Here is a 21,892-nt window from a genome sequence, read left to right on the forward strand (position 1 = left end):
CTAACAGCCATTTTATGTTAGAATTACTTACATGGTTTCCCACTCCTATTTTGGCAGACCCTCACAAGATTTTGAGGGTCTCTTTTTTTTGTCCGTAAAACAAGATAACATTATGAATGTGAAAACGTTTTACAAAATTCCTTGGCTTTTGCAAATTGCGGCTACAGCCAAGTTTCCCTACAGTCGGAAGGAAAGGAGCTGGCGAAAATGGCAGCTGAGCCGGAAGAAAAGTTGGCCACCATCTGGAAAGAAGTGCTTGATGGAGCAAACGAATGCATCGTCATCACCGATCCCGAGGGCATCATTCTCTTCATGAATCAATCCTATCTCCAGTTTCTCGGGGAAAAAGATGTTGTCGGGAAACATGTGACACAGGTAATTGAAAATACACGCATGCATCTCATCGGCAAGACGGGGAAGGCCGAGCTGGCAGATATCCATAAAATCAAAGGCAGAGATATGATTGCCAATCGTGTGCCCATTCGCAAAGACGGGAAAATCGTAGCGATCCTGGGCACGGTCTTTTTCCGGGATGTTCAACAGCTCCATGCGTTGGCATCTACGGTCGAGCAGCTTACCCAGGAGCTGGCCTACTACAAGGGAGAGCTTCGTTCCAAGCTGGGCGCTGCCTATCGTTTCGAGGAAATCATCACGGCAAGTCAAGCGATGCAGCCGGTCACACAGCTGGCCAAACGGGTTGCGAAAAGCGATTCCACGGTACTCATTACAGGTGAGAGCGGGACCGGCAAAGAGCTGTTTGCCCATGCGATGCATGCGGAAAGTCACCGGGCGATGGGGCCGTTCATCCGCATCAACTGTGCAGCGATCCCGGAAGCTTTGCTGGAGTCCGAGCTGTTCGGCTACGATGAAGGGGCGTTTACCGGAGCTTCCCGCAAAGGCAAAAAAGGTCGCTTTGAGCTGGCGAACCACGGCACGATTCTGCTCGATGAGATTGGCGATATGCCGCTCTCTTTGCAGGCAAAGCTGTTGCGCGTGCTGCAGGAAAAAGAAGTGGAGCGAGTGGGGGGGACACGCCCCATCTCGATTGATGTGCGGGTGATCGCCTCGACCCATCAGGATCTGAAAAAGCTGGTGGGAGAAGGGAGATTTCGCGAAGACTTGTTTTATCGGCTGAATGTCGTCTCTCTCCATATTCCACCGCTGCGCGAGCGCCTGGATGATTTGCCCATGCTGGTACATAAGCTGTTGGAACAGCTGACGGAATCCACAGGCATCGTCATCAAAGAAATTCAGCCGGACGCCTGGCAAGCGCTGCGCGCCTACAGCTGGCCGGGGAATATACGCGAACTGCGCAATGTCTTGGAACGCGGTCTTCATCTGATGGAGGATGGAATCCTGCGGGCGGACTGCCTGCTGCTCCCGGTGAACGAAAAGGAGCAGATTGCGGTGCAAGAAAAAGACCGGACATTGAAGAAGATCGTGGAGGAGGCGGAGCGCTCAGCGTTGATCGACATGCTGGACTTGACAAGTGGAAACCGATTAGAGGCAGCAAAGCGTCTCGGCATCAGCAAATCAAGCTTGTATGCGAAGCTGGAGAAGTACGGGATACAAGGAGAATAATAGAGTCCAGAATTTTGGAATGTTGTCCAGAATTCTGGACTTTTTTAAGGGAGAGAGCGGAAGTGTTGAAAACGCTTACCTTTTTCTGAATATTCGCCTTGTCCCATCATCGTTTTTCAAAAATGGACGAGCTGTTTTATTCCAGAAAATTGGACGATTTTGTGAACGGCTTCCGTAAAAATCCGCGTGGATCGAGTTGGCACGATAGTTGCTTATATAAGAATGCGACAGTCCTATTTATACGATCAAAGGAGGTTGACCATTTGTTTATTGAAGTCTTAGCCATTTTTCTTTCTCTGGGTCTGCTGATGTTTTTTGCGTATCGAGGCTTTCCCGTCATCGTTTTCGCCCCTATTTTTACATTGTTAGCTGTCATTCTTTCGGGGCTCGCACTTCTGCCTAGTTATACCGAGACGTTTATGGTCAATGCAGCGAACTACGTCAAAAACTTTTTCCCGATCTTCCTGCTGGGAGCTGTGTTTGGAAAAGTAATGGAAATGAGCGGCGCTGCAGCTTCGATCGCGCAGGCAATCGTGAGAGCGCTTGGTTCCAAGCGTGCGATTCTCGCGGTCGTATTGTCCGGTGCTGTGCTGACTTATGGCGGCGTTTCCCTGTTTGTCGTTGCTTTTGCGGTATATCCGTTTGCAGCGGCGATTTTCCGTGAAGCCAACATCCCAAAACGGCTCATCCCTGGTACGATCGCGCTCGGTGCCTTTACTTTTACGATGGATGCACTTCCCGGTACGCCGCAAATTCAAAACATCATCCCGACCACTTATTTTTCGACTGATGCTTTTGCTGCGCCAGTGGTAGGTACCATCGGTGGATTGATGGTGTTTCTCGGTGGGATGTACTGGCTGGAACGACGCAGAAAGCAAGCAGAAGCGGCTGGCGAAGGTTATGGTGAAGGCCATACAAACGAACCGGAGCTGGCGAATCAGGAAGAGCGTTATCCGAATATTTGGCTCTCTGTGCTGCCGCTCGTCCTCGTGCTTGTCTGTAACTATGTATTCAGCCGTACCGGTTTAACGGTTGCTTCCTGGTATGATCCGCAAATGCTCGAGAGCACATTTGCCATCAAAAACGTGAAAACGGTTACATCCTCCTGGGCTTTGATTTTGGCGCTAACCGTAGGCGTCATTACCGCCCTGTTGATCAATATGCCGCGCGTGAAAACGAAGCTCGCGACTGGTCTGACTACCGCAGCTGCAGGTGCTTTGCTAGCGATTTTCAATACAGCGTCTGAGGTTGGCTTCGGTAATGTGGTCAAAACGCTGCCTGGCTTTAAGGTGGTACAAGAGTGGATTCTGAACTCCAGCAGTCATCCGCTAGTCTCCGAAGCGGTAGCGGTTAACGTACTGGCGGGAATTACCGGATCTGCTTCCGGCGGTCTGTCGATTGCGTTGGAGGTGATGGGCAAGCAGTATCTGGAGATTGCCAACACGATTGGTCTCAGCCCTGAGCTGCTGCACCGGATCGCTTCCATGGCGTCTGGCGGTATGGATACGCTTCCACACAATGGTGCGGTTATCACCCTTTTGGCGATTACCGGGTTGACCCATCGCCAGTCGTACAAAGATATTTTCGCCATCACAGTGATTAAGACGTTGACTGTCTTCATTCTCGCCTTTGCGGCATCGATCTTTATCTAGTCATCAATCGCAACAATCAATCTTGTATTGGAGTGAGTGGAGTGAACAGACTGTTGGAAGAAAAAGTAGCACTCATTACAGGTGCTGCCAGTGGAATCGGTTTTGAAATGGCGACGAAGTTTGCTTCTGAAGGTGCCAAGATCGTCATCGCCGATCTTCGGGAAGAAGGGGCACAACAGGCTGCCGCATCCTTGCAGGAAAAAGGCTTTGACGCCATCGGCCTCGGCTGTGATGTGACGAAAGAAGCAGACTTGCAGCAGGCTCTGACGACAGCCGTGAATCAATACGGCCGATTGGATATTTTGGTTAACAATGCCGGCTTGCAATATGTATCTCCCATTGAGGAGTTTCCTACCGAGAAATTCGAGCTGCTGATCAAAGTGATGCTGACAGCGCCGTTCATGGCGATCAAGCATGCATTTCCGATCATGAAGCAGCAGCAGTACGGCCGCATCATCAACGTAGCGTCGATCAATGGGTTGATCGGATTTGCGGGTAAGGCTGCCTATAACAGCGCCAAGCATGGCGTAATCGGCCTGACCAAAGTGGCGGCATTGGAAGGAGCGGCCCACGGGATTACGGTCAACGCGCTGTGTCCGGGCTATGTAGACACTCCGCTGGTGCGCAATCAGCTGGAGGATCTGGCCAAAACGAGAAATGTGCCGCTGGAAAATGTGCTGGAAGAGGTCATCTATCCCCTTGTGCCGCAAAAAAGGCTGCTGTCCGTAGAAGAGATTTCAGACTATGCGGTCTTGCTGGCAAGCGATCGTCTGCGCGGCGTGACCGGCACGGCGGCTGTCATCGACGGTGGCTATACGGCTCAATAACGAATCGGATACGGAGGGATCAATCGTGAAAAAGGGAAAAGTAGTCTCTTCCATCACAGAGGCGATACATGATATTCAGGATGGCGCCACACTGGTTGTAGGCGGGTTTGGCTTGTGCGGGATTCCGGAAAACCTGATTGTCGGTCTGCAGGAAAAAGGAGTAACGAATCTGACAGTGGTCAGCAACAACTGCGGGGTGGATGACTGGGGGCTCGGACTGCTCTTGGCCAATCGTCAGATCAAAAAAATGGTCGCATCCTATGTGGGCGAAAACAAGCTGTTTGAACAGCAATTTTTGAGCGGCGAGTTGGAGGTTGAGCTCGTCCCTCAAGGTACGCTGGCCGAGCGTCTGCGAGCGGGCGGCGCAGGTATCCCTGCCTTTTATACGGCCAGCGGGGTCGGTACGTTGGTAGCGGAAGGAAAAGAGCAGAAGGAATTTGACGGCCGCACCTATATCATGGAACGGGGCATTGTCGGAGATTTTGCGCTGGTCAAAGCGTGGAAGGCTGATCCGCTCGGAAATCTGGTGTTCCGCAAGACAGCCAGAAACTTCAATCCGGTAGTCGCAACTGCTGGAAAAATCACAATCGCAGAAGTGGAAGAAATCGTGGGCATCGGGGAGCTGGATCCGGACGAGATCCACACACCGGGTGTCTACGTGCAGCGAGTGATCCAGGGAAGTCACTATCAAAAACGGATTGAACGGCTAACCGTGGCGAAGCAGTAAGTCTTCGCCGGCGGCATAGCACCGAACGAGGAGGAGAAAGCAAAATGGCGGATACACGCACCAAAATTGTTCAGCGCGCGGTGAAAGAAATTCAGGATGGCATGAATGTGAATCTGGGGATTGGCATGCCTACGCTGGTAGCCAATATGATCCCGCAGGAATATAACGTCTTGCTGCAATCGGAAAATGGACTGCTGGGCATCGGTCCATATCCACGTGAAGATGAAGTTGATCCTGATCTGATCAACGCTGGTAAAGAAACGATCACCACGATTCCCGGAGCGGCTTTCTTCGATAGTGCCGAATCCTTTGCGATGATTCGCGGCGGTCATATTGACTTGGCGATCCTGGGAGGCATGGAGGTATCCGAGCAAGGAGACCTGGCCAACTGGATGATCCCGGGTAAAATGGTCAAGGGCATGGGCGGCGCGATGGACCTCGTACACGGGGCCAAACGGATCGTCGTCGTCATGGAGCATGTGAACAAGCATGGTGAGTCCAAGGTGAAGAAAGCCTGCACGCTTCCGCTGACCGGTCAGCGCGTCGTCGACTGCTTGATTACGGAGCTGGCGGTATTCGAATTCACTTCAGAAGGAATGGTGTTAACCGAGCTGCAAGAGGGAGTCACCCTCGAGGAAGTGGTAAGGCAGACCGAAGCAACCTTTACCATCGATCCGGCTTTGCAATAAAGGAAGGGATAGGGAGCCACAGAAATGTGGTTCCTTTTTCTATATATAATGAAGGAAAAAATAAAGCGCTTTATTTTCGAGGGGAAAAGAATTTTAAAAATTGCCCCATCCGACATAAGAGCAACTTGGCTCCGCCAAAGACGTGGCGTGACCAACTTTTTCCAAACTACAGCCAGCTTCTGTTGAACATGCTAAAAAAGGAAAACATACGGGAATCAACAGGCAAAGGAGCTGTTTAGTCATGAAACAGACAAGATGGGCACCGATTTTTTTGACGGCAGGGTTGCTGTTCACTTCGGTTGGTATCGGGCAAGTCGCACTTCCTGACAGCGCATCGGCCGCACAGGATTCGCAAACAAAACAGATCGCTGTGACAGGACAAGGCTCCATTACAATTAAGCCGGATGTCGTTTATGTCCAGTTTGGCGTCGAAACATCCGGAAAAACGGCAAATGAAGCCGTGCAAAAAAATGCGCAAATTTTTGAAGGGGTCAAAGCAGCGATCAAGCAAGCGGGAGTAGCTGATGCCGACATCCAAACGGTACAGTTTAATACGTACCCGATTTACCAGGATCAAAAACTGACCGGATACCGCGTGCAAAATATCGTTCGCGTCACGTACCGAGATGTGGACCATGTAGGCAAGCTGCTGGATCAACTGGCTGCCGCAGGTGTCAATCGAGTTGAATCTTTGGCGTTTTCTTCCGAGAAGATGGACGAATATGAGAAGCAAGCGCTTAGCCTTGCTGTAAAGGACGCAAGAAGCAAAGCGGATGCGTTGGCGGCTGCAGCCGGGGTGAGGATTAGGGGAGTAGTGTCCATGACGGAGAGTGGTGCTGGACAACCGCCGGTATTTTATATGCAAAGGCAGCTGAGCTCGGATCTGGCAGCGAAAGCCGCAGAAACGGAGATCTCTCCAGGGCAGTTGAAAGTGGAGGCAACGGTTCAGGTCGTTTACGGATTCTGAATGCCCAAGATTGATTTCTCGAGGAGCCCGCGCTGCTGCTCGGGTTTGAGCTGCGATAATATCTCAGCACGCAGCTTTGGCACGCTAGACAGGATGGTCGATATATAGGAACGTCCTTTTTCAGTCAGCTGGATCGTTACGGTACGCCGGTCAAAACGGTTCGGCTGGCGCTCGACAAATCCAGCATGGGCGAGAGATTCCACCATGGTGCTGACTGCTCCCTTTGTCAGATTCAACCCTTTCGCCAGGCGGGAGGGCGCCATTCCCGTCTTCTGGCGGGTCAGCATCAATAAAATGCTTAACGTTTTTTCATTTAATCCATAGCGCTGCAAATGGCTGGCTACCGTCGCATGCACAATCCGGTAAATTTCAAAGAAGTCGAGGAACATATCTTGAAACGATGTCTCTTTTTGCATCATCTGCACCTCCTGTCATCTATGATAGATTGTCAGGGATTGGAAGAAAACGGCAAGGAGACCTAACTGCACTCAGACCTTAGTCGGAAAATGAACGCTTTTCATTTGGGGTGGCTTTGATAGAATAGGACAAGAGACGGCTGTTCCATGGAAAGCCGGGACACTGGAAGATAAGTCAATCGGGGTGGCCACCATGTTTCTGATCGCAATCTTGGTCGTAGTAGCGATTTTTGGGGAGATCTTACACAGATTAAACCCTTGGAAAAAACCGGAGCCCGCCTATGAGGAATTGGTCGAACAGATCAAACAGGCGGATTGGTACCAGGAGCTGTGGCAGCACAAGGAGTATCGTGACATTTTGGAGAATGATCCGCATGTGCTCGCCTTTTACTCCGGTACTTACGAAGCGAAGCGGCTGTTAACCAACAGAGGCTTTCAATTAGGGCTGATCGATTATGTCAAAGTGCAAGCGGCCAAGAAATGACGGGAGAAGGAAAAGAACCGATCGTTGAGACGGTTCTTTTTTGTTCGTAAGACTGGCCTCTCCCTCATGACCATCGTGTGCCTGCATGCTGCTGACTTGTTATCCCTTAGCCAATTTTTTCGGCTTTTTGCCAGAAGTCTCGGATTCATCCGCCCTCATAATCTGACTGCTGGCTTCCAGCTGGGCCAATATTTCTTCGCGAAGCTTGGGCACGGTAGAGAGGAATGCCGTAATATACTCGCTTCCTTTCTCCGTCAAACGAATCGTGACTGTCCGGCGATCAAAACGATTGGGATGCCGATCGACAAAGCCAGCGTGCTTCAAAGACTCAATCAAAGAAGTAACGGTGCCGCGGGTCACATTCAAAAAATCAGCGAGCTGGGACGGAGCCATGCCGTCTTGGTGCCGTAGGAGAAGCATCAGAATGCTGCATTTCGCTTCATTCAAGCCGAATTTCTCGAGGTGCTGCTCCACGGTGGACGATACAACGCGGTACGTGCCAAAAAAGTTTAAAAACAGATCCAAACTAGGGGACTCCTTGGCCAGAAAAGGAGTGAGCTCGGTAAGAGACATCGGTCGTATGGCAAACGTATCTCTTTTCATTTGTATCCCTCCACGATCATAAACCTATCCATGTTATCTCTTCTCTCTCTATTCTTCTTCCGTACGCAATACAAGCTTCAAGATTTTTAACAGCTGTTCAATGTCTTCCGTTGGCACATTCGCAAATTTCTCTACAAGATGGGCGTGAATTCTCGGCTGGATTTCATCAATCTGCTGACGCCCGAGGGGTGTCAGGGCAATTTGCACGACACGACGATCCTTCTCGCAGCGATTTCGCTCTACCAGACCTTTTGTATGTAATTTATCTGCGGTAGCTGTGATCAAGCTTGGATACACGCACATTTCCTGCGCAATGACGGAAACCGTCTTGGGAGAACCGCAGCTGTATAAAAATTTCAGGACATAATATTCAAAGCTTGTTAGATTGTTCTTGGGGATTTCCGCTATGCTGCGTCTTTGTTCACGTGAAATGAGATGAATATTGTTTTGGACTCTTTCTATCAAGAGATCGCGCTCCGTCATTGGAAATCTCCTTCACAAAATAAATGTTTCATAAACAGAAATAAGTACCCTTAAAATAAAAGAATTCACATGATTCGTCAAGAGCGTTTGGCACTTTTGGATTTATCTCCTTTTTCTGAATTTACAGAGTGGTTTAGTTTTAGAACCTTTTAACTTTCTTGATTTTGTTTTACTTGTAAATGAAAAAGGGGAGGAGTAGACTTCAAATTGCGACAAGTGCTTGCGGCAAAAAAATCAAAAACAAAGGACGTGTTCGATAATGAAACGCACAAATATGATGAAAACAGCTCTTCTTAGCACAGTAGCTTTGGCAAACATCTTCGCCTGTGCTTCCGCCTTCGCGGCTGAAGAAACAACTACTGCAGCTCCTGCAGCAACTGAAACAACTGCTACTGAAACAGCTGCACCTGCAACTGAAACCAAAACAGAAACTACTGTAGCTGCACCAGTGGCTGCTCCTGTAGCTGGTACAACATTCCGCATTGACGAAGGCACTTATGTGGAAATCCGTGACGTATACGGTAACCCAGTAGTAGTTCAAGTGCAAGCTGCTGCACCAGCAGTGACTCAAACTTCTTCGATCGATATCTTTGGTGGATCTGTTCACACCGTTAACAGCGTTCGCAACGATAACAGAAACTAATAGGCAAGCACAGTCGTTGTCTGTTAAAGCCCGGCTCCCTTTTGGGGAGGCGGGCTTTTGTGCATACATGCTCCTTTGTCACACAACTTTCGACTTTGAATTATCAGAATGATTCGGATTTAGAACTATTTAAATTATTTAATATTAATTTACTTGTGCAAACATACAGCAAGCAGTTATTCTCAAGGTGCGCCTAGTACTAGCAGTGCAAAAATGAATATACAGAAAAAGGATGGGTGTGTTTATGAAACGCAAAAATACACTATTGAAATCTGCTCTGCTCAGTACTGTCATTATGGCAAATGCTTTTGCAGCAACTGCAGCATTCGCAGCTGAGGAAACGGCTGCTCCAGCAACCACAACAGCAACTGAAACGGTCACTGCTCCTGCAGCTGCCCCAGCTCCAGCAGCAACTGTAGAAACTGGTGAATATATCATGGGTGGGAAAATGCCAGCTGCTGAAAAAGCACCTGTTGTACAGCTTCCATCTACACTGGCACCTCAGTACATTTTTGGCGGTGGGACAGTAAGCGCTCCAGCAGCGGCGTCTGTTCAACTCTCGAACCAAGCACCTCAGTATATTTTCGGAGGAGCAATGCCAGCAGCTGAAAGCACTGCGGTGCTTCCGCAGCACGGAGACGCTCTCTACATCTTTGGAAATCTGTCCAACAGCAAATAAATAACGGCATCTATTCATAATCTTTCAAATTCCAAGAGACCTTTCTGCTGTTTTTGCACACGGAAGGGTCTCTTTTTCATGTCTGTTTGGAAATAGTGAAGCGTGGTAGAAAGAGAGCGTGAAAAAAGCAGGGAAACTAAGATTGATGAAGGACAATTTGCAGACAAGCAACAGCGGTAGCGGAAAAAAAGGAAATCACAGATATATGGAGAAAACGGCTATTTTTCGAAAATGAATAGAAAGCGATAAACAAAAAACCGGCAAACACCAACAGCAAAATGAGAATTGTCACTTGAGCACCTCAGATATGTAGTAATTTCTTTCGACAAACACTTGGTATTATAGACCTCTTTTGCAGAAAGTGTCTAGGTCAAAAGTCCCGTAAAATTAGAATAATATTTGAATAAAAAGTAAGCGCCTTCATGGGAGTCAACAGGAAATGGTGATTTCTGGTTGGTATTCCAGTATCCTTCGTGAATAAGCTAGAGGTCATTACCACCAGAAAGGGCGAAGAACATGGTGATCGAGCTTCAAAGGCTGACGTCCGGAAGCAGGCAACTGTTCAGTAATCTATTTGAATTGTATACCTATGATTTTAGCGTTTATATGAATGTGGAATTGGATGATCACGGAAGATTTGTCGAAGGATATATCAATCGCTATATCCAAAACGGGGATTACCATCCTTATGTGGTGCGTTATTTCGGCAAGATTGCAGGCTTTGCCATTGTAAAAGTGGAGGGAGTCAATCGTTACTCCATGGATCAATTTTTCATTTTAAAGCAATACCGCCGTACTGGCTTGGGAAAAAGAGTGGCCTTTCAGCTGTTTACCACCCATCCAGGAGAATGGCGGGTCGCTCAGCTGGCTTCCAACATACCCGCTCAAGCGTTTTGGCGGCATGTGATCAGGGAGTATACCGGATGCGAGTATCAGGAAGTGAACCAAAAAGACACCAAATGGAGCGGTTCTGTACAAACGTTTCAGAATCGTTAGCCAATTGCATCCCAAGATAGGCAATCATTGGCATTGTTTGGTGGATTTTCTACCTGTCTCATATGGTATACTGGGGGCATCGAAGCACAAGCAATTTGCAAAGGGGAAACGGGAAGATGAGAAACTTTCAAAAGAAGGCGATCATGGCAGTTATGGCCAGCGCATTGCTGCTGCCTTTTGATGGGGCAAACGCAGCGTCCCTTGTCAATGTGGAATCCACGCAGACCGACGCATTTCCGGGGACCATTCGGGTGAAAAGTGATGGAACCGTAAAAATTGATATTCAATCTGCAGAGGAATATGAGGATGCGATCTTTTCCTTGCTTGTCCTGAATGAACGGGGCAAGGAAGCAAAGAGGCGGACCATCGATGAAGACGATGAAGAATTTGATCTGAAAAGCTTGAATCTTGACGCGGGAGAATACGACATTGTACTGGAAATGGAGCTGAATGGCGAGACCGTTCGCTCGGCTTCTGCAGAATGGTCGGTTAAAAAGGAATACGACCAAGATGAACCGCCTGGCAGCATCGAGGTAGAGGAGGAGGGCACCATCTGGGTCAACGTGGAGCAGAACCGTTCGGATCGTGGGGAAGGGAGCTTCTATGTCGTCGTGATCAGCGAGCGCAGCGATAAAGTGGTGAGGCGTGTTCCGATTGCTCCCCAAGACATCCGGTTTGCAGCTTCCAGCTTGCAGCTGTCTCCAGGTACGTACGAAGTGTATCTGGAGTGGGCGAAGGATAAGGAAGTGCTGCGCTCCAATCGGAAAACATGGGAAATCGAGGAGCAAGTCTCCATCTCGCTTCCGAGAGGGGAGGACTTTCCCGGTACGATTGCCATAGAGGAGGACGGCAGGATTTCCTTGACACTTGAGCGGGAGCAGATCCCAGCTACCGCGCTAAGCTACCTGGTTGTCCTCGATTTGAACAAAAAGGAAGTAAAACGGATAAAGCTTGATCCGCTGCGTCCAGAAGTATCAAAAAGGGATCTCGCATTGGGAACAGGCGGGTACCAGCTGGTGCTGGAGCTGATCGATCAGGTGTCCGCTCAAGCATCGCAGTCGCTGCCGACCTTTTATCCGGTCAACCAGAGCGACAGCCCGGTTATATTTCTGAATGGGCAGCTGCAGTCCTACCCGCAAGCTCCTGTACTGATCAAAGGAAAGACTTTTGTTCCGCTCCGCTCGATTTTTGAGGCGCTGGGGGCAGAGGTAACCTGGAATTCCGCGAACAAGAGCGTGAGAGCCAAAAAAGGCGGAACTGTCGTGGACATCACGATTGGCTCCCCCATTGCTTTTGTGAACGGACAAAAGCTCACACTGGAAGAGCCGCCGCAGCTGTATCAAGGGAAGGTAACGATGGTACCGCTCCGATTTGTATCGGAAGCGTTGGGTGCGAAAGTGGACTGGGAGCCATACAGCAAGGCGGTCACCATCCGCCAATAGCGCAACGGGACTACGTATTGATCAGAAATTGAAAGTCGGGATGCCGGTAGATCAACTGAAAACGGTCATCTCTTTGCAGAATGGTATCGAGATCTTCCGGTGTAAACAGGAAGTAATCATTCAGAAATTTGATGCCGGTTCCATAGTAATAGCTTAGCCACACCAGCTTCGAGCAGTAAACAGTCTCCCATGGATCATGTAGTGGAGAAGGTCCGAAAAAGGAAAAAACAGGTCTTTGCATACCGTTGGCAACATTCTGGTTGTACTTTTCGAGATAGTCGATCGCGCATGATGCCGCATTAGCCCCGATCATGGGGTCTTTCGGGCGATACTGCGCATGGTTGGGGTGGTCTTGCAGAAATTGCTCGATAGGCAGGACGCGGATATAGGGGAAGGTATCCGTTGCTTCCAAGACCTGATTTTCATTGGCCATGATCGCTGCATGTCCCCAATAGCCGTAGGGAATGTTGAATGCATTGTCACAGGCGACAAGTATATCTCCTGCGCGAAAGTTACGATTTGTCACCATCTAGGATCACCTCACGCCCAGTATATTCGCCTGCAAGGGAGAGGGTGTTTCCCCAAAACGAACATGCACGTGCCCGCATCTCCGCCATAGTCTATAGAAGGATGAATAGATGAATGGAGGAGACTTCGTTGCAGTTCTACTATGATGAGAAAATGCCATTGCGCGTGCTGGATGAGGGAGAGTTCTGGAAGCTGCAGGAGAGTGAGCATACGGTCGTCATCCGGGAGCTGGTGCCCACTCTGGAAGCACCGTTCGTCGATGCCCTGCAGCAGTGGGAACAGGCCTTTAGCCAGACACAGGGGCTGTTTGTGCGCTATATTGAGACTGTCGTCAGGAGCGGCATTCAGGTCAGCCAGCAGATTCTGCAGCAAATCCTGGAGCTGGTGCAATTTGCCCTCAAGCAGAGCGAGCAATTTATCCTGCTCCTGAATCAATTGGCAGCGGAAAGCCAACCCATCAAGACCAATCCGACAGCAATTACGGTGCTCAATCACATCCGCAGGGAATCGGAGTATTTTATCGGGATCGCGCAGACGATTTTGGCAAAGCCTTAAAAAATTCATCCATCATAACGATGACAGCCACCCTGGCCCAGCTTCAAGCTGTTCCGGGGTATTTTTCATTTTCAAGTGAAGGGGCTGCGGTGGTGAGAGTGCATCTAGTTGGCGTGCATTTCATCTTTTCTTGGTTCGACTTTATGAGAATGTCGTACGCGGAAGGGAAGAGAGGGACGGGCGGAGTCTTTGTCACACCTACAGAGGTGGAGCATTCAAAAACGGTACACGCTTGTCGCGCAACCTCTACGTATGAATCGGCTTCCTCGAAACTTTTGCGTGACGTATCGTTTTTGGATGCGGAACCGNGGCTTCCTCGAAACTTTTGCGTGACGTATCGTTTTTGGATGCGGAACCGGACAGTAAGAACTCTCTTGCGGGTGTGGCAAGAACGCAGCCCCGCCCTCTCTGCCCTTCCCCCACCACCAAAGTACCGAAAAAGCGATCCGAACCCAAATTCCTTTAATTTTGATTAACAGTAAATGCAATTTTTTAACAATTTTCGCAATGAAGGTTAATATACTGTCAGTAATATAGAGACTGACAAGCATATAGAAGTCACTGGGTTGGAGTCCATGGAGAAAAACCTGTGAATAGTACGTCCCATCGCGCTGTTGGAGAGATGGCTATTTCGGGTTTTTTTGTTTGCCTTGCAACAGGTTTACGCTGCATACAGACCAATGAAAGGACGTGTACATACATGGCTCAAGTATCCTTGCATCATGTCGGTAAATCGTTTGAAGGACAGAAAGTTGTGAAAGGGCTGGATTTGGTCATTCCCAACGGATCCTTTACGGTGCTGGTCGGCCCCTCCGGTTGTGGAAAATCGACGACGCTGCGGATGATCGCCGGACTCGAGAATGTGACCGAGGGAGAGATCTGGATCGGAGAAAAAAAAGTGAATGATGTGCCCCCGGGGAAGCGGGATCTCGCCATGGTATTTCAAAACTATGCCTTGTATCCGACGATGAGCGTTTTTGAAAATATTGCGTTTGGGCTGCAAAACAGGGGTGTACCCAAGCAGGAGCGCAAACGATTGGTTGCAGAGATTGCCGAAGTCGTAGGTCTGACCCCTTATCTCGACCGCAAGCCTTCCCAGCTTTCGGGGGGACAACGCCAACGCGTGGCTCTTGCTCGCGCGATGGTGAAAAAGCCGCAAGTATTTCTCATGGACGAACCGCTTTCCAATCTCGACGCCAAGCTGCGCAGCCAGATGCGCATTGAATTGACCAGCCTGCATAAGCAGCTGGGATCGACATTTATCTATGTCACCCACGATCAGGTAGAAGCGATGACGATGGGCGACCAGATCGTCGTGATGAATGAAGGAGTGATCCAGCAGGTAGCCTCCCCGATATCGCTGTATCACGATCCGGAAAACCTGTTTGTCGCCCAGTTTATCGGTTCGCCACCGATGAATATCATTCATGCCCAGGGAACGGAAGCTGAGCATATCGGCTTTAGACCGGAAAAAGTCAAACTGCGAAGCATGGCAAAGGAAATCACATCAACGGCAGCGCTCAAGCTCGAAGGAAGAGTCATCACGCGAGAGATTCTCGGCTCTGAGGTCCTCTACTATCTGGATACCAATCGGGGGCGCATCATCGCGAAGTCGAGTGCGGATGAGTTCATCGAGGAAGGCATACTGGTAGAGCTGAGTGTGGAAGAAAAAGATCTGTACCGCTTTGACAAAGAGTCGGGTGCGAGGGTGCGCCATGAATCGATCCGGCTTGCGACTGGAGAGCAGCTGGGAGGGATTGTTTCATGAGAGAACCATCTGCTGTAGCGGAATCCTCGCCGGTCGCCGTAACGCAGGTCCAGGAGCAGACACGACCATGGTCTGAAACGCTCCGGCCTTATCTGTATGTCGCACCGGCCCTGCTGTTCTTTGCTCTCTTCTTCTTTTATCCCATAGTCTATATGATCTATCTCAGCTTTCAGGATTGGACGCTGTTGAATCTGGAAGAGATGGAATGGGTCGGCTTGGACAACTTCAGCACGCTCTTTTCGGACCCAGACTTTCATCTGGTGCTGAAGAACACACTGATTTATACGTTTTTAACCGTATTTCTGGGAATCGCGATCGCCTTTTTCCTTGCGCTTTGGCTGAACAGAAAGGCAAAAATCTACGGCCTGGTGCAGGGAGCGATATTCAGTCCCCACATTATCTCGCTTGTTTCAGTCTCGATGCTCTGGATGTGGCTGATGGACCCCCAATACGGTCTGCTCAATGCCATGCTGGAGAGCGTCGGCTTGCCGCCGTCAACATGGCTGGCTGACCCGGGCACGGCCCTGTATTCGCTCGTGCTCGTCAGCGTCTGGAAGGTCGTCGGTTACAATACCTTGATTTTCATCGCCGGCTTGCAGAGCATTCCACAGGATATCTATGAATCCGCTGCCTTGGATCGTTCCCCGGCATGGCGCACGCTTTATAAAATCACGATTCCCATGCTGTCGCCGACCATCTTTTTCTTGCTGGTCATCAATACGATCTCTTCTTTCCAGGTCTTCGATACGATCTATATCATGACCCAGGGCGGTCCGGTGAACAGCACCAATATGCTCGTTTACTATATCTATGAGCAAGGCATGGACTTCTACAATGGCGGGATTGCCTCGGCTGCATCGGTTGTCTTGCTTGGTTTGGCAGGGGTATTGACACTCTTTCATTTCCTGTTCCTTGCCAAGCGCGTTCATTATCGGTAAGAGAAAGGAGGTCTTGGCATGTATCGTGTGTGGTATTACCCGCGAAAAGCGGTGGAGTGGGTTTTGCTCATCGGCGTCGCGCTGGTTTTCGTTTTTCCGTTTCTCTGGATGCTGTTGACCGCTTTCAAAACGCTGCCGGAAATTTACCAGTTCCCGCCGACGCTGTTGCCTGAGCAGTGGGAGTTTGGCAACTTTGCGAAAGCATGGGAGACGGGACCGTTTTTGACATACGTGCTGAACAGTTTTCTGGTGGCTGTGGGGATCCTGCTTCTGCAATTTTTTACTGCAGTGCCAGCCGCTTATGCATTTGCCCGTTACAAGTTTCGCGGGCGCAATTGGCTCTTTGGACTCACGCTGATCGCGCTGATGATCCCGCCGCAAATCGTCTTTCTACCCGTGTATGTCGAGATGAGCCACTTCCAGCTGGTCGATACGCTGTGGGCATTGATTTTGCCGTATGGCGCGAGTGCATTCGGGATCTTTTTGCTGCGGCAATCCTTCATGCAGGTGCCGGATGAAGTGATAGAAGCGGCCCGTCTCGATGACGCCAGCGAATGGAAAATCATGTGGCGGATCATGGTTCCGATGGCAAAGCCGGTGTTGGTGACGTTTGGCTTATTCAGCTTCATTTATCACTGGAACGATTATTTCTGGCCGCTGATCATGACCAACAGCGACAGTGTCCGCACGTTGCCGATCGGGATCTGGATGCTGAAAGCGTCAGAGGGCGGGAAGCATTGGAACATGATCATGGCAGGCAACGTCATGCTGGTGTTCCCGATTCTGATTGTGTTCTTCATTGCACAGCGCCACATTATCCGAGCCTTTATTTATCAATCGAAGTAAAGCGTGGTTGTCATGGAGCAATCCATACACATATAAAGCCAATTAGGCGTGGGAGGTATTTCTCGTGAAAAAATGGAAAACGAATCTACTGGTGCTCGCGGTCAGCATGAGCACGATACTGGCTGGTTGTGGAAATCAGGCATCTTCCGGCAGCACACCGGCGCCACAGTCATCACAGCAGGCGGGGGAACAGCCGGCAGGAGACAAAAAAGCAGTGGAAATTGATTTCTGGTACGCGCTGAGTGGCAAAAATGGCGAGTATATCGAAAAAATGGTGAAAGAATTCAACGCTTCGCAAAAAGAGGTGATCGTCAAACCTGCTTATCAAGGCAGCTACTATGAAAACCATTCCAAGGTGTTGGCGGCAGTAGCTTCCGGCAACCAACCGGACGTGACCATGGTCGAGATCGCTTCGATTGGCGCTTTTGCGGATGCCAAAGTGCTCGAGGATCTCGGACCGTACGCAAATGGAGAGGAAAGCAAATATATCAAAGGCTTGATGGGCAACTCCTACTGGAATGACAAGCTGTACGCGATTCCGTTCAACCGCTCCACACCGCTGCTCTATGTGAACCGCGACATGCTCAAAGCAGCTGGTCTCGATCCAAATGGTCCGAAAACCTGGGAGGAGCTCAAGCAATATTCGCAAAAGCTGACCAAGAAGGAAGGCAGCAAGACGATTACATACGGCTTCTCTACCCCAATTGACATCTGGTTCTACGAAGCCCTCGTGTTCCAAAGCGGTGGCAAGGTGTTGAGTGAAGACGGCAAGCAGTTTATGCTGAACAGCCCGGAAGGAAAGGCGCCTCTGGAGTTCTGGACAGGTCTCTTGAAGGAGGGCATCATGAAAGCACCTCCGGGTGAAAAATACAATGCGTGGGATGTCGCGAAGCAAGACTTCTTGAACCAGCAAGTAGGCATGATCTTCACTTCAACTGGAGATTTGAAGGGTCTCGTGGAAAATGCAAAATTTGAAGTAGGCGCTGCGTTCCTGCCCGCGAACAAAAGCTATGGCGTACCGACAGGGGGGGCAAACCTCGTCGTCCTCTCCAAATCCAGCGACGAAGAGAAAAAGGCAGCTTGGCAGTTTGTCAAATGGATGACAGATACGAAGCAAACCATCGGCTTCTCGTCCGAAACGGGCTATATGCCAGTGACCAATGAAGCGGTGGAATCCGCAGACATGAAAGCCTACTATGAGAAACAGCCGAACTTCAAGGTTGCGATCGATCAACTGCAATACGGCGCTCCGCGTCCAATGGTGCCTGGCTACAAAGAGCTGCAGGAAGTCATCATGACGGAAATTCAACGTGCTGTGCTGGGTCAGGCAAGTGTAGACGACGCCCTGAAGGCAGCAGAGGAAAAAGCGGTGAAATTGTTGAAGAAGTAAGGGGAGTAAAGGAAGTAAGGGAAGTAAAGCAGCCAATAGGGGAGGAATCAGGATGAACGCGTGCATGGCCCACCGCGGATGGTCGGGGAAAGCGCCGGAAAACACGCTGGCGGCGATCCGTATGGCAGCAGAAGAACCGGGAATCGATGCGATCGAAATTGATGTGCAGCTGTCCAAGGATGGCGTACCCGTCGTGATCCACGACTTTACGCTTGAACGTACGACCGATGGGAGCGGGTTCGTCGGGGATCATACGTATGAAGAACTGTCTGCACTCGATGCGGGAAGCTGGTTTTCGCCATCATTTGCAGGGGAACGCATCCCGAGCTTGGAAGAAGTGCTGCAGACGGTGAAAGGGAAGCGCAAGCTGAATATCGAGCTGAAGCGCCCCGGAAATGAATACGAAGGTATGGAAGCAAAGGTCATTGATCTCATTAACAATCACGGGATGGAGAGCGAGGTCATGATTACCTCCTTCCACCATGAGACGATCCGTACGATCAAGGGCATGGAGACGCGGATCCCGACCGGCTTGATCATTTACGGGAAGCCGACCCTGATCAAGGAACAGCTGCAAGAGACAGGAGCTACGATTCTATCCATGGCCTACCCTTATTTGACCCCATCCTTTATCAGCGGCATGATCGACGAAGGCATTACCATGCTGGCTTGGACGATCGACCATCCCGATCATATCAAGCGGGCGATGGAGCTTCATCCGCAGCTGAACATCGTGACGAATCACCCGGACCGGATGTTCGCCCTGCGAACCTGACAAGCGTACTTCGAGATTGACATTCTGCGGAAGAAGGATTAGATTTAGTAGTAATTGAATCGGTACTTTTTAGGGAATGTTACCAGCAGGGCATAACCTGAGTCAATTTGTTTACACGACACGTGTATTCATTTTGTGCTCAGGTTTTTTCTTTTCATGAATGCAGGGAACATTTCATCTAGTCGAATCATTTCTTTCATCTATCGCGCAGGAGGTATGATTCATGTCCACTTACACATTTCCAAAGGATTTCTTGTGGGGCGGTGCGATTGCTGCCAATCAAGCGGAAGGCGCTTACTTAGAAGATGGCAAAGGGTTGACGATTGTCGATTTATTGCCAAGTGGTGAAAAGCGCAGAAGCATGATGAAGGGGGACGTCCCTTCGTTGACGCCACTCCCTGATCTATTCTATCCGTCCCATGAGGCGATCGATTTTTATCACCGCTATCCGGAAGACATTGCTCTGTTTGCGGAGATGGGCTTCAAAGCGCTGCGTGTCTCCATTGCATGGTCTCGCATTTTTCCGACTGGAGAAGATACGCAGCCGAATGAAGCGGGACTGAAATTCTATGACAATCTGTTTGACGAATGCCTCAAGCATGGCATACAGCCCGTTGTGACGCTTGCCCACTTTGATGTGCCTGTCCACTTGATTGAAACATACGGAAGCTGGAGAAACCGCAAGCTTGTCGGTCTGTTTGAAACATACGCCAAAACGGTCTTTACCCGGTATAAAGACAAGGTGAAATACTGGATGACGTTTAACGAAATCAACATGCTGCTTCATTTGCCATTCTTGGGCGCAGGACTTGTGTTTGAAAATGGCGTAATCGATAAGCAAATTCAGTATCAGGCTGCCCATCATCAGCTGGTCGCGAGTGCATTGGTGGTGAAGGCGTGTCATGAAATCATTCCGGATGCCAAAATCGGTTGTATGCTGGCGGCAGGCTCCTTTTATCCGTATACCTGCAATCCCGAAGACGTGTTTCAGGCGATGCAAAAGGATCGCGAATCGTACTTCTTCATTGACGTGCAGTCGCGCGGGGAATATCCGGCCTATGCGAAAAGATTCTTCGCCGATCATCAGCTGAAGATTGAAATGGAGCCAGAGGATGAAGCGATCCTGAAAAATCATACGGTCGATTACATTGGCTTCAGCTACTATTCAAGCCGTACAACCAGTACGGACCCGGAAGTGATTAAAAATACGACAAGCGGCAACGTCTTTGGCTCGGTCGCCAATCCTTATGTGGCGAAATCGGAGTGGGGCTGGACGATTGATCCGAAAGGCTTCCGCATTACTGCCAACCAATTATATGACCGCTATCAAAAGCCGCTGTTTGTGGTGGAGAATGGACTGGGCGCGGTCGACGAGGTAACACCTGACGGGGAAATCATCGATGATGATCGGATCGATTATTTGAGACGTCACATCGCGGAAATGGCGGAGGCGATCAAAGATGGTGTAGAGATTATCGGATATACAAGCTGGGGTCCAATTGACATCGTCAGCGCATCCACAGGGGAAATGAAAAAACGTTATGGGTACATCTACGTGGATCGGGACAACGAAGGGAATGGAACGTTAAAACGAATCAAGAAGAAGAGCTTTGCCTGGTATAAAAACGTGATTCAGTCCAATGGGCAAAATTTGGGCAGCGAATAAGCTGTCTGTACGACAAGATCACGGGAGTCCGCTGCGAAGTCGGATTTCTGTGATTTCTGGCAGTTGTTTGAAAGCGTTGACAAAACAGCGGGGGCATGGCTATGATAGAGGAGAATAGGAAGAACGATTAGGATTGTTACTGGTCATGCAGGCAAAACCTAAGTCACGTAGCAAGGTAAGACCACTAGAGGGTCTTATGCTTGTTGTGGCTTGGGTTTTTTTACTTATAAACGGACATCGTTCAACATCAAATCTCCCATATTGAGGTAGGAAAAGGGCCATGAAGATTGCAAAGGTTATCAATAACAATGTAATCAGCGTATTACAGGATGATGGTACGGAGCTTGTGATCATGGGAAGAGGGATCGCTTTTCAGAAAAAACCAGGCGAAGAGGTACAGAAGGATCGCATCCAAAAAGTGTTTGCCTTGAAAAACAAGCAAACGTCCGAAAATTTTAAGCTGCTGCTCCGTGAAGTCCCGATGGATCTAATGGTCGTGGTGGAAGAAATTATTCAGTACGCCAAACATGTATTGGGCAAAAAGCTGAATGAAAACATTTATGTCTCGCTCACCGATCATATCAATTACGCCATGGAGCGGCATCAAAAAGGGATCGAAATCAAGAATGCGCTGCTCTGGGAAATCAAACAACTGTATAAAGAAGAGTTTTCAGTTGGGCTGAAGGCATTGGAGCAAATCAACGAAAAGTTTCGAATCGCTCTGCCCGAGGACGAAGCGGGCTTCATTGCCATCCACATCATCAACGCCGAAATGAATGAAGAAATGACCAACACGATGAACATCACCAAGTTCATCCAAAGAATCATCACCATCGTAAAATATCATTTCAACGTCGAATTCGAAGAGGATTCGTTAAACTATCATCGCTTTGTGACCCATCTGCGCTTTTTCGCCCAGCGTGTGTTTCAAGGAACCCATTACGACAATGATGATGATTACCTGTATATCATGATTAAGCAAAAGCATAAAGAGGCGGCGAGCTGTACCGAGAAAATCAAGGATTATATCAAAAAGGAATACAATCACACGCTCACGAACGAAGAAATGCTGTATTTGACGATTCACATTGAAAGGGTCGTCAATCGATAGACGCCACCGAAATAATTTCAATGAAAACGTTGACAATTACGGAAAATTTAGTATTATTGAAATATAACAACTTCATTATGACAATCTGGGATTGTTACTGGTTATGCAGGCAAAACCTAAGTCGCT

At 49.3% G+C, this 21,892-nt stretch carries 23 protein-coding genes; 19 read left to right on the plus strand and 4 right to left on the minus strand.

Translation table 11 applies throughout. The features are described 5' to 3' along the window. Positions 1-207: 207 nt before the first annotated feature. The 6 genes from EIZ37_RS10865 (at position 208) to EIZ37_RS10890 (ending at position 6,443) form a co-directional block, all read left to right on the plus strand. Positions 208-1,581 carry a sigma-54 interaction domain-containing protein gene (locus tag EIZ37_RS10865; protein ID WP_134684633.1) on the plus strand — a complete coding sequence of 458 codons (1,374 nt, stop codon included), beginning with the start codon at positions 208-210 and terminating at the stop codon, positions 1,579-1,581. 263 nt (positions 1,582-1,844) lie between these two features. Further along, a complete protein-coding gene (locus EIZ37_RS10870; protein WP_134684634.1) occupies positions 1,845-3,233 on the plus strand; it encodes a GntP family permease in 1,389 nt (462 codons plus the stop codon). Between the two features lie 50 nt (positions 3,234-3,283). Next, positions 3,284-4,060 carry a 3-hydroxybutyrate dehydrogenase gene (locus EIZ37_RS10875; RefSeq protein ID WP_134684816.1) on the plus strand — a complete coding sequence of 259 codons (777 nt, stop codon included), beginning with the start codon at positions 3,284-3,286 and terminating at the stop codon, positions 4,058-4,060. Between the two features lie 25 nt (positions 4,061-4,085). Beyond that, a complete protein-coding gene (locus EIZ37_RS10880; RefSeq protein WP_134684635.1) occupies positions 4,086-4,787 on the plus strand; it encodes a CoA transferase subunit A in 702 nt (233 codons plus the stop codon). Positions 4,788-4,831: 44 nt separating this feature from the next. Then, positions 4,832-5,476, plus strand: coding sequence for a 3-oxoacid CoA-transferase subunit B (locus EIZ37_RS10885; protein ID WP_134684636.1), 645 nt, complete (start codon positions 4,832-4,834; stop codon positions 5,474-5,476). Between the two features lie 241 nt (positions 5,477-5,717). Then, entirely contained in the window at positions 5,718-6,443 is a 726-nt protein-coding gene (locus EIZ37_RS10890; protein ID WP_134684637.1) for an SIMPL domain-containing protein, read from the plus strand. Here EIZ37_RS10890 and EIZ37_RS10895 read toward each other — a convergent pair. Then, positions 6,431-6,862, minus strand: a complete 432-nt coding sequence (locus EIZ37_RS10895) for a MarR family winged helix-turn-helix transcriptional regulator (protein WP_134684638.1) — start codon at positions 6,860-6,862, stop codon at positions 6,431-6,433. The two genes, EIZ37_RS10890 and EIZ37_RS10895, sit on opposite strands and share 13 nt — an antisense overlap. Positions 6,863-7,052: 190 nt before the next feature. On the opposite strand from EIZ37_RS10895, the gene EIZ37_RS10900 reads away from it, so the two are divergent. Next, positions 7,053-7,343, plus strand: coding sequence for a hypothetical protein (locus EIZ37_RS10900; RefSeq protein ID WP_134684639.1), 291 nt, complete (start codon positions 7,053-7,055; stop codon positions 7,341-7,343). 99 nt (positions 7,344-7,442) lie between these two features. On the opposite strand, the gene EIZ37_RS10905 is transcribed toward EIZ37_RS10900, so the two are convergent. Then, positions 7,443-7,946, minus strand: coding sequence for a MarR family winged helix-turn-helix transcriptional regulator (locus EIZ37_RS10905; protein WP_134684640.1), 504 nt, complete (start codon positions 7,944-7,946; stop codon positions 7,443-7,445). Between the two features lie 48 nt (positions 7,947-7,994). Beyond that, positions 7,995-8,429 carry a MarR family winged helix-turn-helix transcriptional regulator gene (locus tag EIZ37_RS10910; protein WP_134684641.1) on the minus strand — a complete coding sequence of 145 codons (435 nt, stop codon included), beginning with the start codon at positions 8,427-8,429 and terminating at the stop codon, positions 7,995-7,997. A 259-nt stretch (positions 8,430-8,688) separates the two neighbouring features. Here EIZ37_RS10910 and EIZ37_RS10915 point away from each other — a divergent pair, with 259 nt between their 5' ends. The 4 genes from EIZ37_RS10915 to EIZ37_RS10930 all read left to right on the plus strand — a co-directional run bounded on the left by EIZ37_RS10915 (position 8,689) and on the right by EIZ37_RS10930 (position 12,189). Continuing rightward, entirely contained in the window at positions 8,689-9,072 is a 384-nt protein-coding gene (locus tag EIZ37_RS10915) for a hypothetical protein (protein WP_134684642.1), read from the plus strand. A gap of 244 nt (positions 9,073-9,316) precedes the next feature. Continuing rightward, positions 9,317-9,751 (plus strand): hypothetical protein, encoded by a 435-nt coding sequence (locus EIZ37_RS10920; RefSeq protein WP_134684643.1) that lies wholly within the window; start codon positions 9,317-9,319, stop codon positions 9,749-9,751. A 516-nt stretch (positions 9,752-10,267) separates the two neighbouring features. After that, the gene (locus tag EIZ37_RS10925) at positions 10,268-10,747 is read left to right on the plus strand and encodes a GNAT family N-acetyltransferase (RefSeq protein WP_134684644.1); all 480 of its coding nucleotides are present in this window, start codon (positions 10,268-10,270) and stop codon (positions 10,745-10,747) included. A 116-nt stretch (positions 10,748-10,863) separates the two neighbouring features. Further along, positions 10,864-12,189, plus strand: a complete 1,326-nt coding sequence (locus EIZ37_RS10930) for a copper amine oxidase N-terminal domain-containing protein (protein WP_167568793.1) — start codon at positions 10,864-10,866, stop codon at positions 12,187-12,189. Between the two features lie 10 nt (positions 12,190-12,199). On the opposite strand, the gene EIZ37_RS10935 is transcribed toward EIZ37_RS10930, so the two are convergent. Further along, positions 12,200-12,718: a YiiX/YebB-like N1pC/P60 family cysteine hydrolase gene (locus EIZ37_RS10935; protein ID WP_134684646.1), complete on the minus strand. Its 519-nt coding sequence runs from the start codon at positions 12,716-12,718 to the stop codon at positions 12,200-12,202. 128 nt (positions 12,719-12,846) lie between these two features. Here EIZ37_RS10935 and EIZ37_RS10940 point away from each other — a divergent pair, with 128 nt between their 5' ends. The 8 genes from EIZ37_RS10940 to licT all read left to right on the plus strand — a co-directional run bounded on the left by EIZ37_RS10940 (position 12,847) and on the right by licT (position 21,766). After that, positions 12,847-13,272: a DUF2935 domain-containing protein gene (locus EIZ37_RS10940; protein ID WP_134684817.1), complete on the plus strand. Its 426-nt coding sequence runs from the start codon at positions 12,847-12,849 to the stop codon at positions 13,270-13,272. 700 nt (positions 13,273-13,972) lie between these two features. After that, positions 13,973-15,040 (plus strand): ABC transporter ATP-binding protein, encoded by a 1,068-nt coding sequence (locus EIZ37_RS10945; RefSeq protein WP_134684647.1) that lies wholly within the window; start codon positions 13,973-13,975, stop codon positions 15,038-15,040. After that, positions 15,037-15,978, plus strand: coding sequence for a carbohydrate ABC transporter permease (locus EIZ37_RS10950; protein ID WP_134684648.1), 942 nt, complete (start codon positions 15,037-15,039; stop codon positions 15,976-15,978). The genes EIZ37_RS10945 and EIZ37_RS10950 overlap by 4 nt, the downstream gene beginning before the upstream one ends. Positions 15,979-15,996: 18 nt before the next feature. Next, a complete protein-coding gene (locus EIZ37_RS10955) occupies positions 15,997-16,824 on the plus strand; it encodes a carbohydrate ABC transporter permease (protein ID WP_134684649.1) in 828 nt (275 codons plus the stop codon). A 64-nt stretch (positions 16,825-16,888) separates the two neighbouring features. Further along, positions 16,889-18,214 carry an ABC transporter substrate-binding protein gene (locus tag EIZ37_RS10960; RefSeq protein ID WP_407921135.1) on the plus strand — a complete coding sequence of 442 codons (1,326 nt, stop codon included), beginning with the start codon at positions 16,889-16,891 and terminating at the stop codon, positions 18,212-18,214. A gap of 52 nt (positions 18,215-18,266) precedes the next feature. Then, positions 18,267-18,989 (plus strand): glycerophosphodiester phosphodiesterase, encoded by a 723-nt coding sequence (locus tag EIZ37_RS10965; RefSeq protein WP_134684650.1) that lies wholly within the window; start codon positions 18,267-18,269, stop codon positions 18,987-18,989. A 223-nt stretch (positions 18,990-19,212) separates the two neighbouring features. After that, a complete protein-coding gene (locus EIZ37_RS10970) occupies positions 19,213-20,655 on the plus strand; it encodes a 6-phospho-beta-glucosidase (protein WP_134684651.1) in 1,443 nt (480 codons plus the stop codon). A 280-nt stretch (positions 20,656-20,935) separates the two neighbouring features. Then, the gene (gene licT, locus EIZ37_RS10975) at positions 20,936-21,766 is read left to right on the plus strand and encodes a BglG family transcription antiterminator LicT (protein WP_134684652.1); all 831 of its coding nucleotides are present in this window, start codon (positions 20,936-20,938) and stop codon (positions 21,764-21,766) included. The last annotated feature ends 126 nt before the right edge of the window (positions 21,767-21,892 follow it).

The sequence above is a fragment of the Brevibacillus migulae genome, from assembly GCF_004521915.1.
Lineage (GTDB): Bacteria > Bacillota > Bacilli > Brevibacillales > Brevibacillaceae > Brevibacillus_F > Brevibacillus_F migulae.

What these genes read in the sequence shown, in the direction of transcription:
- EIZ37_RS10925 (WP_134684644.1), top strand. Translation starts at nt 10,268, where the DNA reads ATGGTGATCGAGCTTCAAAGGCTGACGTCCGGAAGCAGGCAACTGTTC.
- EIZ37_RS10910 (WP_134684641.1), bottom strand. Translation starts at nt 8,429, where the DNA reads ATGACGGAGCGCGATCTCTTGATAGAAAGAGTCCAAAACAATATTCAT.
- EIZ37_RS10865 (WP_134684633.1), top strand. Translation starts at nt 208, where the DNA reads ATGGCAGCTGAGCCGGAAGAAAAGTTGGCCACCATCTGGAAAGAAGTG.
- EIZ37_RS10895 (WP_134684638.1), bottom strand. Translation starts at nt 6,862, where the DNA reads ATGATGCAAAAAGAGACATCGTTTCAAGATATGTTCCTCGACTTCTTT.
- EIZ37_RS10930 (WP_167568793.1), top strand. Translation starts at nt 10,864, where the DNA reads ATGAGAAACTTTCAAAAGAAGGCGATCATGGCAGTTATGGCCAGCGCA.
- EIZ37_RS10950 (WP_134684648.1), top strand. Translation starts at nt 15,037, where the DNA reads ATGAGAGAACCATCTGCTGTAGCGGAATCCTCGCCGGTCGCCGTAACG.
- EIZ37_RS10920 (WP_134684643.1), top strand. Translation starts at nt 9,317, where the DNA reads ATGAAACGCAAAAATACACTATTGAAATCTGCTCTGCTCAGTACTGTC.
- EIZ37_RS10905 (WP_134684640.1), bottom strand. Translation starts at nt 7,946, where the DNA reads ATGAAAAGAGATACGTTTGCCATACGACCGATGTCTCTTACCGAGCTC.
- EIZ37_RS10885 (WP_134684636.1), top strand. Translation starts at nt 4,832, where the DNA reads ATGGCGGATACACGCACCAAAATTGTTCAGCGCGCGGTGAAAGAAATT.
- EIZ37_RS10970 (WP_134684651.1), top strand. Translation starts at nt 19,213, where the DNA reads ATGTCCACTTACACATTTCCAAAGGATTTCTTGTGGGGCGGTGCGATT.
- EIZ37_RS10965 (WP_134684650.1), top strand. Translation starts at nt 18,267, where the DNA reads ATGAACGCGTGCATGGCCCACCGCGGATGGTCGGGGAAAGCGCCGGAA.
- EIZ37_RS10935 (WP_134684646.1), bottom strand. Translation starts at nt 12,718, where the DNA reads ATGGTGACAAATCGTAACTTTCGCGCAGGAGATATACTTGTCGCCTGT.
- EIZ37_RS10915 (WP_134684642.1), top strand. Translation starts at nt 8,689, where the DNA reads ATGAAACGCACAAATATGATGAAAACAGCTCTTCTTAGCACAGTAGCT.
- EIZ37_RS10945 (WP_134684647.1), top strand. Translation starts at nt 13,973, where the DNA reads ATGGCTCAAGTATCCTTGCATCATGTCGGTAAATCGTTTGAAGGACAG.
- EIZ37_RS10955 (WP_134684649.1), top strand. Translation starts at nt 15,997, where the DNA reads ATGTATCGTGTGTGGTATTACCCGCGAAAAGCGGTGGAGTGGGTTTTG.
- licT (WP_134684652.1), top strand. Translation starts at nt 20,936, where the DNA reads ATGAAGATTGCAAAGGTTATCAATAACAATGTAATCAGCGTATTACAG.
- EIZ37_RS10900 (WP_134684639.1), top strand. Translation starts at nt 7,053, where the DNA reads ATGTTTCTGATCGCAATCTTGGTCGTAGTAGCGATTTTTGGGGAGATC.
- EIZ37_RS10890 (WP_134684637.1), top strand. Translation starts at nt 5,718, where the DNA reads ATGAAACAGACAAGATGGGCACCGATTTTTTTGACGGCAGGGTTGCTG.